Origin of the sequence: Afipia broomeae ATCC 49717 (assembly GCF_000314675.2) — a bacterium.
Lineage (GTDB): Bacteria > Pseudomonadota > Alphaproteobacteria > Rhizobiales > Xanthobacteraceae > Afipia > Afipia broomeae.
This window is the reverse complement of record NZ_KB375282.1, coordinates 922,861-936,607: the sequence shown is the minus strand read 5'-3', so window position 1 is coordinate 936,607 and position 13,747 is coordinate 922,861. Positions and strand designations below refer to the sequence as shown.

The window sequence follows — 13,747 nt, the reverse complement described above, 5'->3', positions numbered from 1 at the left end:
GCCGGACACCCCGCCCGTGGACGTTCTTTGGTGTCGCGGCAGGTCTCCTGGCTCGCAGTTCGGCGCTGAATCCGGTCTTCCCGATGCGAAAACGCATCAGTGACATCGGTCGGATTCAACTCACTGCTTACAGTTGCGGGGGCAGCGCCGGATTTGTCGCGTCGGAGTGCAACTCACCGGCTTCCCATCTTCGCCACCAAGTCTTGCGACCGGGCGGAACCGTGACACCCACATCTGGTGTGCTTCGCGATGCCAAGTCAAGCGAGGCGGATGTGGATAGCGGGACAAAAGATCGCGATTGCTCAAAATACCCAAGGAAAACCGCCAAAGTTTTTTTCGGCGCGCGAGGAAAAAGCGGCCGGGAATCCGGTCAGCAGATCGCGCCGACGGAAATCTGCTTCCACGATTCTCGCCGGATCGCTGCCCACTGGCCACGGGGACGCGGTCCACGCCGCCGCAGTGGGAAGCTTTCCCTTTGACCCGGCGCGAGCCGCTTCACATAACGTGACCATCGCGGTTCTGCGGGCACGTTGCCCGGAGCCAAGAGGGAATGCGGTGCGCGCGGTTTTGGATCGCGCAAGTCCGGAGCTGCCCCCGCAACTGTAGACGGTGAGCCTGTCCATCGATGCCACTGAGGCGAAAGCCTCGGGAAGGCCGGACGTAAGGCGTTGAACCGTGAGCCAGGAGACCTGCCGCGATCACATTACGTCCACGGGCGGGGTGCCCCGGTGTGTCGCTTGCGAGAGAACGGCGCCGCCGTCTCTGTTGTTCGCGCATGTCCGGCCCCTGCCCCAACATCACGGGGTTTCCGATGTCGAATTCGTCTTCCGTTACTTCCATTCCCGTCGCCACGCTGGGCACGCCACGGATCGGTCCGCGCCGCGAGCTGAAAACCGCGCTGGAGAACTACTGGTCCGGCAGGATCGACGAGGCTTCGCTCCTCAAAACGGCGGCGCAGCTTCGCGCCGACAACTGGGCGCGCCAGAAAGCGCGCGGCGTGACCGTCATTCCCTCGAACGACTTCTCTTTCTACGATCAGGTGCTCGACACCAGTGTGATGGTCGGCGCCATTCCGGATGTCTACAACTGGACAGGCGGCGAGGTTTCGCTCGCAACTTATTTTGCGATGGCGCGCGGCTCCCAGGGCGAAGACGCTGCATGTGAACACGGCCATGTGCATCATCACCACGGTCATGGCGCGCCCGCGCAGGAAATGACCAAGTGGTTCGACACCAACTATCACTACATGGTGCCGGAATTCTCGAAGGAACAGACCTTCGCACTGTCCTCGACCAAGCCGATCGACGAATACAGGGAAGCCAGGGCGCTCGGCTATCGGACGCGGCCGGTGCTGGTCGGCCCGGTGACATTCCTCAAGCTCGGCAAGAGCCATGACGCCTCGTTCAGCAACCTGTCGCTGCTGGACAGGCTGTTGCCGGTTTATATCGAAGTGCTCAACAAGCTCGCAACAGAAGGCGCGGACTGGGTGCAGCTTGACGAACCGTGCCTCGTACTCGATCTCGATGCGAACGAAAAGGCTGCGTTGAAGACGGCCTACAGCGAACTCGCGCTCAAGGTGCCCGGCACCAAGATCATGCTGGCCACCTACTTCGGTGAACTCGGCGACAACGCCGATCTCGTCGCCAAGCTGCCCGTCGCGGGCGTGCATCTCGATCTGGTGCGCGGCAAGGGTGAGATCGATACGGTCTTGAGCAAGATGCCTGCGGATCGCGTGATTTCGCTCGGCGTCATCGACGGACGCAACATCTGGCGCGCGAACCTGCCGGCCATTCTCGATCGCATCGAGCCAGTCGTTACCGGGCGCGGCGCGCATTTGATCGAAATCGCCCCGTCATGCTCGCTGCTGCATGTGCCGATCGACCTCGATCAGGAAACCGCGCTCGATGCGGATCTCAAGAGCTGGCTCGCCTTCTCGTTGCAGAAGATGAGCGAGCTTTCTGCGCTCGGACGGGCGCTCGCCGTCGGACGCAACACGGTGAAAGACGAACTTGCGGCCTCGGCCGCAGCCGCCGCCGCGCGCAAGGCCTCGCCGAAAGTGCACAACAAGGCGGTTGCCGAACGTGTCGCCGCGATCACGGCGGACATGGCCAACCGCCGCAGTGCCTTTGCCCGGCGCGCGCAGATTCAGCGCGCGAGGTTCAAGCTGCCGGTCTTTCCGACCACGACCATCGGCTCGTTCCCGCAGACCAGCGACGTGCGCAAGGCGCGCGCCGCCTTCGCCAAGGGCACGATCACTATGGCTCAATACGACGAGTTTCTGCGCGAGGAAACCAGACGCACCGTGGAATGGCAGGAAACGATCGGTCTCGACGTGCTGGTACACGGCGAATTCGAACGCAACGACATGGTGCAGTATTTCGGCGAGCAGCTTTCAGGCTTCGCCTTCACCAAGAGCGCGTGGGTGCAGAGCTACGGCTCGCGCTGCGTGCGCCCGCCGATCCTGTTCGGTGATGTCTCGCGGCCGAAGCCGATGACGGTCGAATGGTGGAAATATGCCCAGTCGCTGACAAAGCGTCCGATGAAGGGCATGCTCACAGGTCCTGTGACCATCCTCAACTGGTCGTTCGTGCGCGACGACATTCCGCGCAGCAAGTCATGCCGCCAGATCGCGCTCGCGATCCGCGACGAGGTGACCGATCTCGAAAAGGCCGGCGCGACCATGATCCAGATCGACGAGGCGGCGCTTCGCGAAGGTCTTCCGCTGCGGCGGTCCGAGTGGAAAACCTATCTCGACTGGGCGGTGGGCAGCTTCCGCATCACGGCCTCGGGCGTCGCGGATGAAACGCAGATCCACACCCACATGTGCTATTCGGAGTTCAACGACATCATCGACGCCATCGGCGCGATGGATGCCGACGTGATCTCGATCGAGACCTCACGGTCGAAGATGGAACTGCTCGACGCCTTCGTGACCTACAAGTATCCGAACGAAATCGGACCGGGCGTCTACGACATCCATTCGCCGCGCGTGCCCGATGTCGAGGAGATGACCGGTCTGATCGAGAAGGCCCGCAGCCATTTGACGGCGGACCAGATCTGGATCAATCCGGATTGCGGCCTCAAGACCCGCGGCTGGCCGGAGGTCAGGTCGGCGCTGACCAACATGGTCGAAGCGGCCCGGCAGGCGCGTGGAGCGGCTTAGAAGCTGTCATTCCGGACAGCCCGTTTTGCGGGCTGATCCGTAATCCAGACATGATGACAACTGATGAAGATTCCGGGCTCGCGCGAAAGCGCGCCCCGGAATGACGGGCTCTTACTTCTTCTTCCCGTCGGCGCCGAACTGCTTGAGATAGGCGGTGAGATCCTTGATCTCGTCGTCCTTCTTGATGCCCGCGAAGGCCATCTTGGTCCCGGGGATCTTCGCCTTCGGGTCCTTGATGTATTCGGCGAACACCGCCTCGTCCCAGGTGATGCCGGAATTCTTGTTGGCTTCGGAATAGTTGTAACCCGCGACGCTGCCCGACTTGCGGCCGAACAGGCCGTTCAACTCGGGGCCGACGCTGTTTTTCGCCGTTTCACCAACCTGATGGCAGGCGCGGCACTTGTTGAAGGACTTCTCACCCGCGGCGACGTCCTGAGCGTTGGCGGTGCCGGCGAAACTGACGGCGGCGGCAAAAGCGAGGGCAGCGGCAAACGAACGAGCAATCATATGTTTTGACCTTTGAAGCGGGCTGGCGGGAGGAGACGTCACCGAAACCCGCCGCGTCGCGGCGGGTTCCGTCGGCGATGGACATATCACGCAAACATATCGGCTGTAATTCCGGCGTACCAGCCCATGTTTTCGGCTTGGGTTTGTTTGCGCAGTTCGGCATCCTCGCCAGTCTTGGACACGAAGGTGGATGACGCCGCGATCTTACCGTCCTTCGGCTCATAGGCCCCGCCGATCTTCACGCAGTCGTCGGTGTCGATCAGGCTCCAGCAGGTGTTGGTGTAGCGCGCGGGGAACGTGCGCGCCGACACCAGTTCGCCCCGGATCATCATGGCCGCGACCTTGGCCTGGCTGTTGGCGGAGAACGCGGATTTCGGCATGTCGCCGGCGATGCAGGCATCGCCGAGCACGTAGATGTTGGGATCGGCCAACGACTTCATGCTTGCCGGATCGATGGCGCAGTAACCGGTCGTGTTGGCAAGGCCGGCATCCCGCGCGATGGCGCCCGCCATCTGCGCCGGGATGACGTTGACCAGCGCTGCGTTCTTGTAGGTCTCGAACCCGGTGACAACGGTGCCCGTCTTGGGATCGACCGATTTCAACCCGTCATGCACCTTGGGCCCGAGCCATTCGACCAGGCCCTTGTAGTGTTTTTCCCAGCCTTCCTGGAAAAGCGCCTGTTTCGAGAAACTTTCCTTGGGATCAATCACAAAAATCTTGGAGCGATCCTTGCGCGCCTTTTTCAGCGCATGCGCCATCATCGACACGCGCTCATAAGGACCGGGCGGGCATCGATAGGGATTGGGCGGCGCGATCATCACGATGACGCCGCCGTTCGGCACCGCATCGAGCTTTTTCTTGAGCAGCAGCGTCTGCGCGCCCGGCTTCCAGGCGTGCGGCATGGCTTCCTCCGCCGCCTGCGACCAGCCCGGAACGGAATCGTATTTCAGGTCGATGCCAGGCGAGACGACCAGCCGGTCATAGGGCAGCTTCTTGCCGTTCGCGAGAATGACCTCCTTCTTGTCACGGTCGATCTTGGCGGCGCGGTCGGCGACCACCGTGACGCCGAGTTTCTTCAATCCGCCGTAGCCGTGGGTGATCGAGGGATAATCCCTGAAACCCCCGAGATAGAGATTGCTGTGGAAGCAGGTCTGATACTTGGCCAGCGGCTCGACCAGCGTGACGGCAATCGCGCCCGCGCTGTCCTTGGCGAGGTATTTGGCGGCTGTCGCGCCGCCCGCGCCGCCGCCGATCACCACCACGCGCGGCTTGCCTTGCCCGAGCACAGCGGGCCCGCCGAACAACATCACGCCCGCGAACGATGCCGATCCTGAAATCAACTGCCGACGATTGATGCTCATCATGCCCCCAATGTTCTATTGAAAAACCGGATTCAGCCGGCCGGTCCGATCAGCCGACCTTGAGATAGGCAAAGCCTTTCGATTGCAGCGCCGCGACGGTGGCAACACCCGACGGCACGAAACTGATGAACGGCGCGTCCTTCACCTTGGCCTTGTCGAGCTTCAGCCGCTGGAACGTGATCTCGCACAGAAGAACCTTGAGGCCGTTCTTGGCGAGCGCGGTGACACGCTCGAACAGCGCCGGATCGATGGTCTCATCCTTCCAGGGCGTTCCTTCCAGCGTGCTCAGGAAATACTTCACCGACACGCTGTGGGCGACGATCACCAGTTGCAGGCCGAACGGATCGGAGCCGTAAGCCGAATAATGGTTCGAGATGTTGTTCAGCGTCTGGGCGAAGCGCGCGTTGTCGCCGTAGTCGCAGTGATAAAGACACGCGACATCGCCTTCCTTCTTCAGGTCCGCCATGGCGACGGACTGCGGTGCCGCCTGCGCCGTTGCCGCGGCCAAACCGCCCGCAGCAGCTCCGATAATGAGACTGCGCCGCGTTGCCGAGCCATTCTGGTCTGTCATGACACCCTCCGGAATTTTTGAAACCATTTACTTCTGGGTTCTGAAATAAGCCGCCAGAGCCGCAATGTCACCTGCCTCGAGCCGTCCTGCGATGGTTTGCATCACGGGATTGTCGCGCTGCTTGTCCTTGTAGGCATTCATCACGGCGATGAACTGGTCTTCCGGCCATCCCGTGATTTTCGGAATGCCCTGAGCAGCGCCCGAAGCACGGTGACAGGTTACACATTCCGTCGATAAATACTCTCCAAGTTCCCGGTCTCCGGCAGCAGCATTTTCCAGCGCCGCCCCCGCCGCCAGAACAAAAAGCATCGCACGTGCCGGCGGGCGTTTCATCAATCGACTTTCGGTCCTGCCTTGCTGTCGGGCGTCACGTCCACCGAGATCGCCCGGCCGGTGACTTTCGGTGCAGCACGGCAGTCTTTCATGCACGGGTCCTTCTTCCAGAACTGCTTTTCGGCTGTCTCGCGGTCGTCGTCATAGAAGGCCGCGGCATTCGGCATCTTGATCGACGTGAAGTTCTTGTCGCTGAGTTCGAAATTCTCGTCCTTGACGATATCATTCATGCTGAGAAGGTACGCCGTCAGGGCATAAACGTCATCGTCGGTCAGCGAACGTGCATTGCCGTATGGCATCGCGCGCTTGATGTAGTCGAACGCGGTCGACAGGTCCGGCCAGAACGAGCCGATGGTCTTGTCGGGACGGTCCGCCTTCAGCGTTCCCGCGCCACCTGCCAAGACCGGCCAGCGGCCCGCGCCTTCGCCGAATTCGCCATGACACGAAGCGCAGCGCTCCTGAAACAACGCATCCCCCTGCTTCACCGTGCCCTTGCCCGGTGGCAATCCCTTGCCGTCCGGCCGCACATCCGTATCCCACGCCTTGATTTCTTCCGGCAGCGCGGGACGTCCGAGTCCAAGCTTAGACGAGGTCTTCGTTGTCGCCTGTGTGGCAATTTGCTGCGCATGGCCCTGCGGCGTGGCGGCGACGAGCGCCACGCCAGCAAGCAACGCGAACGCCGTGGCCTTAGCCGATCTCGACATTTTCAGTCTCCCCGCCTGAACGCACCAGCCAGGTCTGAATGCCGTTGTTGTGGTAGATCGAATTGACGCCGCGCACCTTGCGCAGTTCGTCCTTGGTCGGCTGCACATAGCCCGTCGAATCCATCGCGCGGGACTGGATCATCAGCTCCTGCCCGTTCCAGTCGAAGTCGACATAGAAACGCACCAGCGACTTGTCGAACACCGGCCCGTCGATGCGGGCGGTCTGCCAGTTGCGTCCGCCGTCCATGGTCACATCGACGCGCTTGACCGTACCGCGGCCGGACCAGGCAAAGCCGCTCAGCACATTGCGGCCCTTGTATTTCAGCGGTGCCTGCGGCGACGGATTGGTCACCACCGACTTTGCATCCATGACGAAAGTATGTTTGCGCGAACGTCCGTCCGCCAAAAGGTCCGTGTATTTCGACGTCTCCTCGCGGGTCTGCCACGGCTGGTCGCCAGCCTCGATGCGGCGAATCCATTTCACCCAGAGATTGCCTTCCCAGCCGGGGATCACCGCGCGCAGCGGATAGCCTTGTTCGGGCCGCAATGCCTCGCCGTTCATGCCGAAGGCGAGCAGGCAATCGTTCAGCGCCTTCTCAATGGGGAGCGAGCGGTTCATGGCGGCGGCATCCGCGCCTTCCAGCATCAGCCACTTCGCGTTCGGTTTGAGGCCCGCTTCATCCAGCACGGTCTTCAATGAAACGCCGGTGTACATGACGTTGTGAACCATGCCGTGAGTGAACTGGCAGCCGTTGAGCTGCGCGCCGCGCCACTCCATGCCGGAATTCGCCGCGCATTCGAGGAAATAGATCTTATTCACGCGCGGCATGCGCCTGATGTCGTCCATCGTGAACACCAGCGGCTTGTCCACAAGGCCGTTGACCATCAGGCGATGATCGGCGGGATTGATCTCCGCGACGCCCGAGTGATGCCGCTCGAAACAGAGGCCCGATGGCGTGATGATGCCGTCGAGTTCGTGCAGCGGCGTGAAGTTCACCGAGGATTCCGGCGACGCGGTCAGCCACGACACATCGCGGCGAATCACATTCTTCTCGAACTTCGAGGGCATGCCGTACGGCGTCTTCTGCACGCCATCGCCGAGATAGCGGTTCCAGTCCTGGATCTCGGTGATCAGCGGATCGGGTTTTGCCTCTTGCGCCAGCGCGGACTTCGCGCCGAGCGCAGCGCCTGCGCCGACGACGCCTGCAGCACCGAGGAATTTCCGGCGGCTGAGAATATCCGCAGATGATGTGTCACTCATGCGGCATCCTTTCTATTTATCTCGATACGTGAATATGTTGATCGCGAGCGTGCATGTGAGCGCCTTCACTTACGCGCCTGAGACTTTGACAGCGGTGTTCGGCTCGACCTTCACGGTGCCGCGCTTCGAAACATGCGCCGACACCACATCCCAGATCGGCGGGCCCTGCGTGCCTTCGTTGACGCTGGCCCAGCCCGCGACGCTGTAGCTCTTCGCCGCATCGATCGGCTTGCCGGATTTCAGATGCGTGAGATCGGAAATGCGCGAGCCCATCGGCTTGGACACATCGATGGAGTAACCCATGCCGCCGATGCGGACCATGTCGCCGCCGCCCTGGAAATAGGGATCGGGGTGGAAGATGTTGTCGGCGACGTCTTCAAGGATTTCCTTGAGCTGCGCGCCGGTCATCTGGTTGCGATAGCAGTTCGGATAGGTAATCGCGGTGGCGTTGGTGACGTCTTCCCATGTGATCGGGCTGTCAGGGATCAGCGTCCCGCCCCAGCGGAAGCCCGGCGACAGCGCGATCTCGGCGTCGCGCTCGGACAGCATCGCATCGCAGATCAGATCGTCGAACGTGCCGTTGAAGTTGCCGCGGCGATAGAGCAGCGAATCCGTCTTGCCGATCACCTTCGCCAGGTCCTTGGCGAACGGCGCCCTCACCTTTTCCACCAGCGCGCTCATCGCGGCATCCGGTTTGATCGCATCGGTGAACACCGGCATCAGCTTGAAGCGGACGCCCGCGACCTTCCTGTCCTTCACCTCAATGTCGAGGCGCGAGACGAACTTGCCGTGCGACCCGGTCGCGACCAGCGCCGTGTCGCCGACACGCAAAAGACCCGGCATCGCATCATGCGTATGCGCGGTCAGGATCACGTCGAGGCCCTTGACGCGGCCTGCGAGCTTGCGGTCGACGTCGAAGCCGTTATGCGAGAGCAGCACGACGATCTGCGCGCCATCGGCGCGGGCCTCGTCGACCTGCTTCTGCATATCCTCTTCGCGGATGCCGAACTCCCATTTCGGGAACATCCAGCGCGGATTGGCCACCGCCGTGCGCGGCAATGCCTGTCCGATCACGGCGATCTTCGCACCGCCCTTCTCGAACATCTTGCGCGGCTCGAACACCGGCTCCTGCCATTCGTTGTCGCGGATGTTCTGCGCAAGGAATGCGAACGGCGCCTTGTCGGCGATTTCTTTGACGCGCTCTGCGCCATAGGTGAATTCCCAGTGGCCGACCATGGCATCGACTTTCAGCGCCGACATGACATCGATCATGTCCTGCGCCTTGGTCTGCAGCGAGGTCCAGCTTCCTTGCCAGGTGTCGCCGCCGTCTAACAGCAGCACCTTGTCCTCGCCGCGCTCGGCGCGCACCGCATTGATGAGGGTCGCAACACGATCCATGCCGCCCATGCGGCCGTAGTTGCGCGCCAGCGATACGAAATCATCCGCGGTGAGCGCATAGGCATCGGCGGAGCCGGCAGCAATGTTGAAGTATTTGCGGAACGCTTCGTCGGTGAGATGCGGCGGCAGGCCCTTGTCCGCGCCGACGCCGAGATTGACCGACGGCTCGCGGAAATACAGCGGCATCAGCTGCGCGTGATTGTCCGCGACATAGAGGATGGTCACCGTGCCGAGCGGATCGAACTTGAGAATGTCCGCCTGCGTCAGCTTCTGCTGCGCGGCGACGCGCCCGAGCGGACCCAGTCCGCCGCCGATCGTGAGCGCGGACGCAGCCGCGCTCGCCTGCAGGAATTCCCGCCTCGATATCATCAGACCACCTACAATAAAGCTGTCATTGCGAGCGAAGCGAAGCAATCCACTCTTGAGAGAGAAGCTGGATTGCTTCGTCGCTCACGCTCCTCGCAATGACGGTCCCGCCTCAGGCGACCGTCAGCTTGTTCTTGGCGGTGTATTCCGAGCCGTCGTCATCCTTCCAGGTGAAGGTGAACTCGCCGGTCTCGGACGCCTTGTAGAAGAACGACTGATACGGATTGGCCGAGATCGCCGGATTCCAGTCCGCCTCGAATACCGGCTTGCCGTTGAAGGTCGCGGTGAACTTGTTGATGATCTTGCGCGGCACGACCTTGCCGGCCGAATCCTTGCGCTGGCCCGATTCCATTTCGTGCGAAATGAGGGTTTTGATTTCGATCAGTTCGCCCGCCTTCGCAGTGGCAGGAACGCGAACGCGCGGTGTGGGTGCATTGGCCATGGAAATGTCCTCGCCTGAATTTTTTCTTGAGTGATCCGATTAGCCGCCGCAGCCGCCGATGGTCACTTTCACATTGGCTTTTGTGGTGTAGAGCGCGCCGTTCGACATCTCGGCGACGCACACGATATTCTGCGTCTGCGCGAGGCGCATGCGGGTCGAGGCTGAAGCCTTGCCGCAGGCCGGCGTGAACTTGTAGGTCACGACGCCCGGCAGCGGATTGCCGTCGGCGAACACATGCACCGCCTTCACGTAATCCGAATCTGTCATCGGGCTTTCGACCTCGACATTGACCGGTACCACGAGACCGTTCTCGGCGATCTCCGGCACATCGAGCTTGATCTTGCCGCTGTCGAGTTTCTTGTCGCCGTACAGTTTCTTGATTTCGGCGGCGACGGCCGCTTCATCCGCGAACACCATCTTCGGCGCGAGCACAGCGGTCAAACCCGCGATCGCTGCGAGCGTCAGCGCGTCACGGCGCGTTGGTTCAGTGAACTTCAAATTCATCAATGATTCCTCCTGCGGGAGTCTTGTGCATCCCTTGACGATAGTATCGCTTGACGATGCCAAGCCTAATCTATCATGATCCGCTCACATCATTATATTCTTTTTCTTGAATGTAAAGATGTTCTAGTGTGGCAATCCGAAAGCAGCATCGGCTTGGTGCATCAGAGCAATCCGGGAACCGACAAGACCGCGCAGACGGTCTGACGGAGGGAGGGACACAGAATGAGACGGACCACGATTCGGTCGGCAATCGCCTTTGCGATTTTGATGTGCGCATCGAGCGCCCCTGCTCTGGCGCAGGACGCCAGCGAAAAGGAAATCGAGCGCTATCGCGCGATGATTTCCGATCCAATGTCCAACCCCGGTTATCTCGCGGTCGATCGCGGCGAAGTGCTCTGGAGCCAGAAGCGCGGCACCAAGGACGTCTCGCTTGAGACCTGCGATCTCGGTCAGGGCCCAGGCAAGCTGGAAGGCGCCTTCGCCAAGATGCCGCGCTACTTCAAGGATGCCGACAAGGTGATGGACCTTGAGCAGCGCCTGCTGTGGTGCATGACCAACATCCAGGGTCTGGACACCAAGGACGTGATCGCGCGCCGCTTTTCCGGCCCGGGCAAGCCCTCCGACATGGAAGACCTCGTCGCCTACATCGCCAACAAATCGAACGGCATGAAGATCGACATTCCGCTCAGCCATCCGAAAGAGCAGGAAATGGCTGCGGTCGGCGAAGCGCTGTTCTATCGGCGCGGCGGCGTGAACGATTTCTCCTGCTCGACTTGCCATGCGGAGGAAGGCAAGCGCATCCGGCTTCAGGGTCTGCCGGACCTGTCGAAGCCCGGCAAGCTGCCGCAGGAAACCATGGCGAGCTGGCCGACATATCGCGTGTCGCAGGGCGCGCTGCGCACCATGCAGCACCGGCTGTGGGACTGTTACCGGCAGCAGCGCTGGCCGGTGCCTGAATATGCCTCCGACGCCCTCACCGCGCTGACCGTGTTCCTGCAGAAACAGGCCGCGGGCGGCGAAATCAACGTCCCGTCGATCAAGCGTTGAGAGAGGAGCGCATCATGACAAAGACAATCAAGATCACCGCGCTGGTTCTCGCCGCTGGTTTTATCGCCCTGCCGTTCTCCGCATCCGCGCAGACCGCGCCCAAGGACGCACCTAAGACCATCGATCCCGCCATCGTCGATGCCTATGTGAAGGCAACCTTCGGCAAGGCGCCGCCGGAATGGCAGGAGCGCATCGTTCCGGACGAGACGCTGAAGACCTGCAACGCCTATCACAACAACGTGCCCTCGGCGGAAGCCGACAAGATCGTGCAGCGTGAGCTTGCCAAGGTGGTCTATCCCGCCGACGGAAAATTCCTCGGCGACTGGAAGGAAGGCCGCAAGGTCGCCAACAACGGCCGGGGCGGGCAGTTCTCCGATCCACCGGACACGGTCGCGGGCGGCAACTGCTACGCCTGCCATCAGCTGGAAAAGTCCGAAGTCTCCTTCGGCACGCTCGGGCCAAGCCTGACCAACTACGGCAAGGACCGCAAATACGCACCGGACGAGATCAAAAACGCTTTCACCAAGATCTACGATTCGCAGGCCGTGCTCGCATGCTCCAACATGCCGCGCTTCGGCGCGAACAAGGTGCTGAGCGAGCAGCAGATCAAGGATCTTGTCGCGCTGCTGTTCGATCCGGAATCGCCGGTCAACAAGTAGGCCGGCTGCAAGCCAGGCGGAGATAACGGGATGAAGATACACACTCTGCTGGCGATGGCGGCTGTCTGCGCCCTCGCCTCGGCTCCGTCGCGTGCGCAGGACGCGACCGTCGCCACCAAGTCGCTCAACCCCGAGATCGCGCTCGACGCGGCGAAGGCGGCGCTCAACGATTGCCGCAAGCGCGGCTACCAGGTGTCGGTTGCGGTGGTCGATCGTTCCGGCACGCCGCAGGTGATGCTGCGCGATCGCTTCGCGGGTGCGCACACGCCGCCCACGGCAACCGGCAAGGCGTGGACCGCGGTCAGCTTCAAGAGCAACACCACCGATCTTGTCGCCGCAACACAGGCGCCCGCGATGCAGGGCCTGCGCCAACTTCCCAATGTGGTGCTGATCGGCGGCGGCGTGGTGATCGAAGCCGGCGGCACGATGCTCGGCGGCATCGGCGTGTCGGGTGCACCGGGCGGCGATGCCGACGAGGCCTGCGCCAAGGCCGGCATCGCGGCGATCAGCGACAAGCTGGATTTTTAAGGCGACGCACTCACCAAACATTCGATGTCGTCCCCGCGAAAGCGGGGACCCATAACCACCGCATATCGTGGTGATGCAGGGACACGATCAAGCAGAGCGATACAGCTGTTGTTTCTGTCATTCCGGGGCGCGCCTCTTCGCGCGAACCCGGAATCCATTTCTCCAACACCGCGATGGATTCCGGGCTCGCGCAAACGCGCGCCCCGGAATGACGGCGGAGAGTATTGCTGGCGCGCGGCTCGAAACATTTCGTGATGGGGATACGCATCCCCGTGTTCTGAAGCGCGCTTAAGTTCACTGTGTCCTGTTCGTGAGGGGCGCTTCTCGAGGGCGCTTTGAAGCGGAGCAGGATGCGGCGCCTGCGCGCGTGTCTCGCACACACGCGTCCGGGAGGCTGGGGTCACCGTCCGGGCCAACTATGTGGCTCTGCCGTTCGCCGGCTGGACGCGGAGCGGACGAAGGCGGCGAAAGCCGTCCGGATCAGGGGTCGAGTAACCTCCCCCGTCCGCACCCGGAAGTACGGTCCCCTCGCCCAAAGTCCCGCAATGGAGCGCCGCAAGGCGATGCGCTTCCGGAAAACCATCGCCTCGCACGCGATGCCGGGAGCGAAACGATACAAAGGTGCGCCTTGCGGCGCTCCATGCCCCTCGTTGTTTGTGGGGCGAGTTTCACAGATCAACTCGCGCGGTGCGCGAGAGTAATCACGCGTGGCTGTTTAGAAGTGGCTGTTTGAAAATTGAATCGGAATGCGATGTGACGTACGCAAGTGCAACACCTACGATTGTCATCACCGGGCTTGACCCGGTGATCCACGCCTTGCTTGCCAACCTTGAGATAGTCGTGGATGGCCGGGTCAAGCCCGGCCATGACGAATTGAGAATGGTGCGGGATGTCCGCTGAACA

14 protein-coding genes and 2 riboswitches are annotated in these 13,747 nt (G+C 61.8%); of the genes, 5 read left to right on the top strand and 9 right to left on the bottom strand.

Annotated elements, in window-relative coordinates; all coding sequences use genetic code 11:
- Positions 1–20: 20 nt before the first annotated feature.
- A riboswitch (cobalamin riboswitch) is annotated at positions 21–239 on the bottom strand.
- Positions 240–497: 258 nt separating this feature from the next.
- Positions 498–711: riboswitch (cobalamin riboswitch) on the top strand.
- A gap of 100 nt (positions 712–811) precedes the next feature.
- Positions 812–3,163: a 5-methyltetrahydropteroyltriglutamate--homocysteine S-methyltransferase gene (gene metE, locus HMPREF9695_RS04400; protein ID WP_041711270.1), complete on the top strand. Its 2,352-nt coding sequence runs from the start codon at positions 812–814 to the stop codon at positions 3,161–3,163.
- A 111-nt stretch (positions 3,164–3,274) separates the two neighbouring features.
- On the opposite strand, the gene HMPREF9695_RS04395 is transcribed toward metE, so the two are convergent.
- The 9 genes from HMPREF9695_RS04395 to soxY form a co-directional block, all read right to left on the bottom strand.
- Entirely contained in the window at positions 3,275–3,670 is a 396-nt protein-coding gene (locus HMPREF9695_RS04395) for a c-type cytochrome (protein ID WP_006019595.1), read from the bottom strand.
- Positions 3,671–3,756: 86 nt separating this feature from the next.
- Positions 3,757–5,031, bottom strand: coding sequence for an NAD(P)/FAD-dependent oxidoreductase (locus tag HMPREF9695_RS04390; protein ID WP_006019594.1), 1,275 nt, complete (start codon positions 5,029–5,031; stop codon positions 3,757–3,759).
- Between the two features lie 49 nt (positions 5,032–5,080).
- Positions 5,081–5,602 (bottom strand): DsrE family protein, encoded by a 522-nt coding sequence (locus HMPREF9695_RS04385; protein ID WP_006019593.1) that lies wholly within the window; start codon positions 5,600–5,602, stop codon positions 5,081–5,083.
- A 27-nt stretch (positions 5,603–5,629) separates the two neighbouring features.
- Positions 5,630–5,935: a c-type cytochrome gene (locus HMPREF9695_RS04380; RefSeq protein WP_006019592.1), complete on the bottom strand. Its 306-nt coding sequence runs from the start codon at positions 5,933–5,935 to the stop codon at positions 5,630–5,632.
- On the bottom strand, positions 5,935–6,639 hold the full coding sequence (locus HMPREF9695_RS04375) for a c-type cytochrome (protein ID WP_006019591.1): 705 nt from the start codon (positions 6,637–6,639) through the stop codon (positions 5,935–5,937). Before HMPREF9695_RS04375 ends, HMPREF9695_RS04380 begins: the two co-directional genes overlap by 1 nt.
- On the bottom strand, positions 6,623–7,900 hold the full coding sequence (gene soxC, locus HMPREF9695_RS04370; protein ID WP_006019590.1) for a sulfite dehydrogenase: 1,278 nt from the start codon (positions 7,898–7,900) through the stop codon (positions 6,623–6,625). Before soxC ends, HMPREF9695_RS04375 begins: the two co-directional genes overlap by 17 nt.
- 69 nt (positions 7,901–7,969) lie before the next feature.
- On the bottom strand, positions 7,970–9,667 hold the full coding sequence (gene soxB / locus HMPREF9695_RS04365; RefSeq protein WP_006019589.1) for a thiosulfohydrolase SoxB: 1,698 nt from the start codon (positions 9,665–9,667) through the stop codon (positions 7,970–7,972).
- A gap of 109 nt (positions 9,668–9,776) precedes the next feature.
- The gene (gene soxZ / locus HMPREF9695_RS04360) at positions 9,777–10,106 is read right to left on the bottom strand and encodes a thiosulfate oxidation carrier complex protein SoxZ (protein ID WP_006019588.1); all 330 of its coding nucleotides are present in this window, start codon (positions 10,104–10,106) and stop codon (positions 9,777–9,779) included.
- A gap of 39 nt (positions 10,107–10,145) precedes the next feature.
- Entirely contained in the window at positions 10,146–10,610 is a 465-nt protein-coding gene (gene soxY / locus HMPREF9695_RS04355) for a thiosulfate oxidation carrier protein SoxY (RefSeq protein WP_006019587.1), read from the bottom strand.
- Between the two features lie 222 nt (positions 10,611–10,832).
- On the opposite strand from soxY, the gene soxA reads away from it, so the two are divergent.
- The 4 genes from soxA to HMPREF9695_RS26270 all read left to right on the top strand — a co-directional run bounded on the left by soxA (position 10,833) and on the right by HMPREF9695_RS26270 (position 13,744).
- Positions 10,833–11,657 carry a sulfur oxidation c-type cytochrome SoxA gene (soxA, locus tag HMPREF9695_RS04350; RefSeq protein ID WP_006019586.1) on the top strand — a complete coding sequence of 275 codons (825 nt, stop codon included), beginning with the start codon at positions 10,833–10,835 and terminating at the stop codon, positions 11,655–11,657.
- A 14-nt stretch (positions 11,658–11,671) separates the two neighbouring features.
- Entirely contained in the window at positions 11,672–12,316 is a 645-nt protein-coding gene (soxX, locus tag HMPREF9695_RS04345) for a sulfur oxidation c-type cytochrome SoxX (RefSeq protein ID WP_006019585.1), read from the top strand.
- A gap of 30 nt (positions 12,317–12,346) precedes the next feature.
- Positions 12,347–12,844: a GlcG/HbpS family heme-binding protein gene (locus tag HMPREF9695_RS04340; RefSeq protein WP_006019584.1), complete on the top strand. Its 498-nt coding sequence runs from the start codon at positions 12,347–12,349 to the stop codon at positions 12,842–12,844.
- Positions 12,845–13,573: 729 nt separating this feature from the next.
- A complete protein-coding gene (locus HMPREF9695_RS26270) occupies positions 13,574–13,744 on the top strand; it encodes a hypothetical protein (protein WP_157223906.1) in 171 nt (56 codons plus the stop codon).
- Positions 13,745–13,747 lie beyond the last annotated feature (3 nt).

What these genes read in the sequence shown, in the direction of transcription:
- soxA (WP_006019586.1), top strand. Translation starts at nt 10,833, where the DNA reads ATGAGACGGACCACGATTCGGTCGGCAATCGCCTTTGCGATTTTGATG.
- soxC (WP_006019590.1), bottom strand. Translation starts at nt 7,900, where the DNA reads ATGAGTGACACATCATCTGCGGATATTCTCAGCCGCCGGAAATTCCTC.
- metE (WP_041711270.1), top strand. Translation starts at nt 812, where the DNA reads ATGTCGAATTCGTCTTCCGTTACTTCCATTCCCGTCGCCACGCTGGGC.
- soxZ (WP_006019588.1), bottom strand. Translation starts at nt 10,106, where the DNA reads ATGGCCAATGCACCCACACCGCGCGTTCGCGTTCCTGCCACTGCGAAG.
- soxX (WP_006019585.1), top strand. Translation starts at nt 11,672, where the DNA reads ATGACAAAGACAATCAAGATCACCGCGCTGGTTCTCGCCGCTGGTTTT.
- soxB (WP_006019589.1), bottom strand. Translation starts at nt 9,667, where the DNA reads ATGATATCGAGGCGGGAATTCCTGCAGGCGAGCGCGGCTGCGTCCGCG.
- HMPREF9695_RS04340 (WP_006019584.1), top strand. Translation starts at nt 12,347, where the DNA reads ATGAAGATACACACTCTGCTGGCGATGGCGGCTGTCTGCGCCCTCGCC.
- HMPREF9695_RS04375 (WP_006019591.1), bottom strand. Translation starts at nt 6,639, where the DNA reads ATGTCGAGATCGGCTAAGGCCACGGCGTTCGCGTTGCTTGCTGGCGTG.
- HMPREF9695_RS04385 (WP_006019593.1), bottom strand. Translation starts at nt 5,602, where the DNA reads ATGACAGACCAGAATGGCTCGGCAACGCGGCGCAGTCTCATTATCGGA.
- HMPREF9695_RS04380 (WP_006019592.1), bottom strand. Translation starts at nt 5,935, where the DNA reads ATGAAACGCCCGCCGGCACGTGCGATGCTTTTTGTTCTGGCGGCGGGG.
- soxY (WP_006019587.1), bottom strand. Translation starts at nt 10,610, where the DNA reads ATGAATTTGAAGTTCACTGAACCAACGCGCCGTGACGCGCTGACGCTC.
- HMPREF9695_RS04395 (WP_006019595.1), bottom strand. Translation starts at nt 3,670, where the DNA reads ATGATTGCTCGTTCGTTTGCCGCTGCCCTCGCTTTTGCCGCCGCCGTC.
- HMPREF9695_RS04390 (WP_006019594.1), bottom strand. Translation starts at nt 5,031, where the DNA reads ATGAGCATCAATCGTCGGCAGTTGATTTCAGGATCGGCATCGTTCGCG.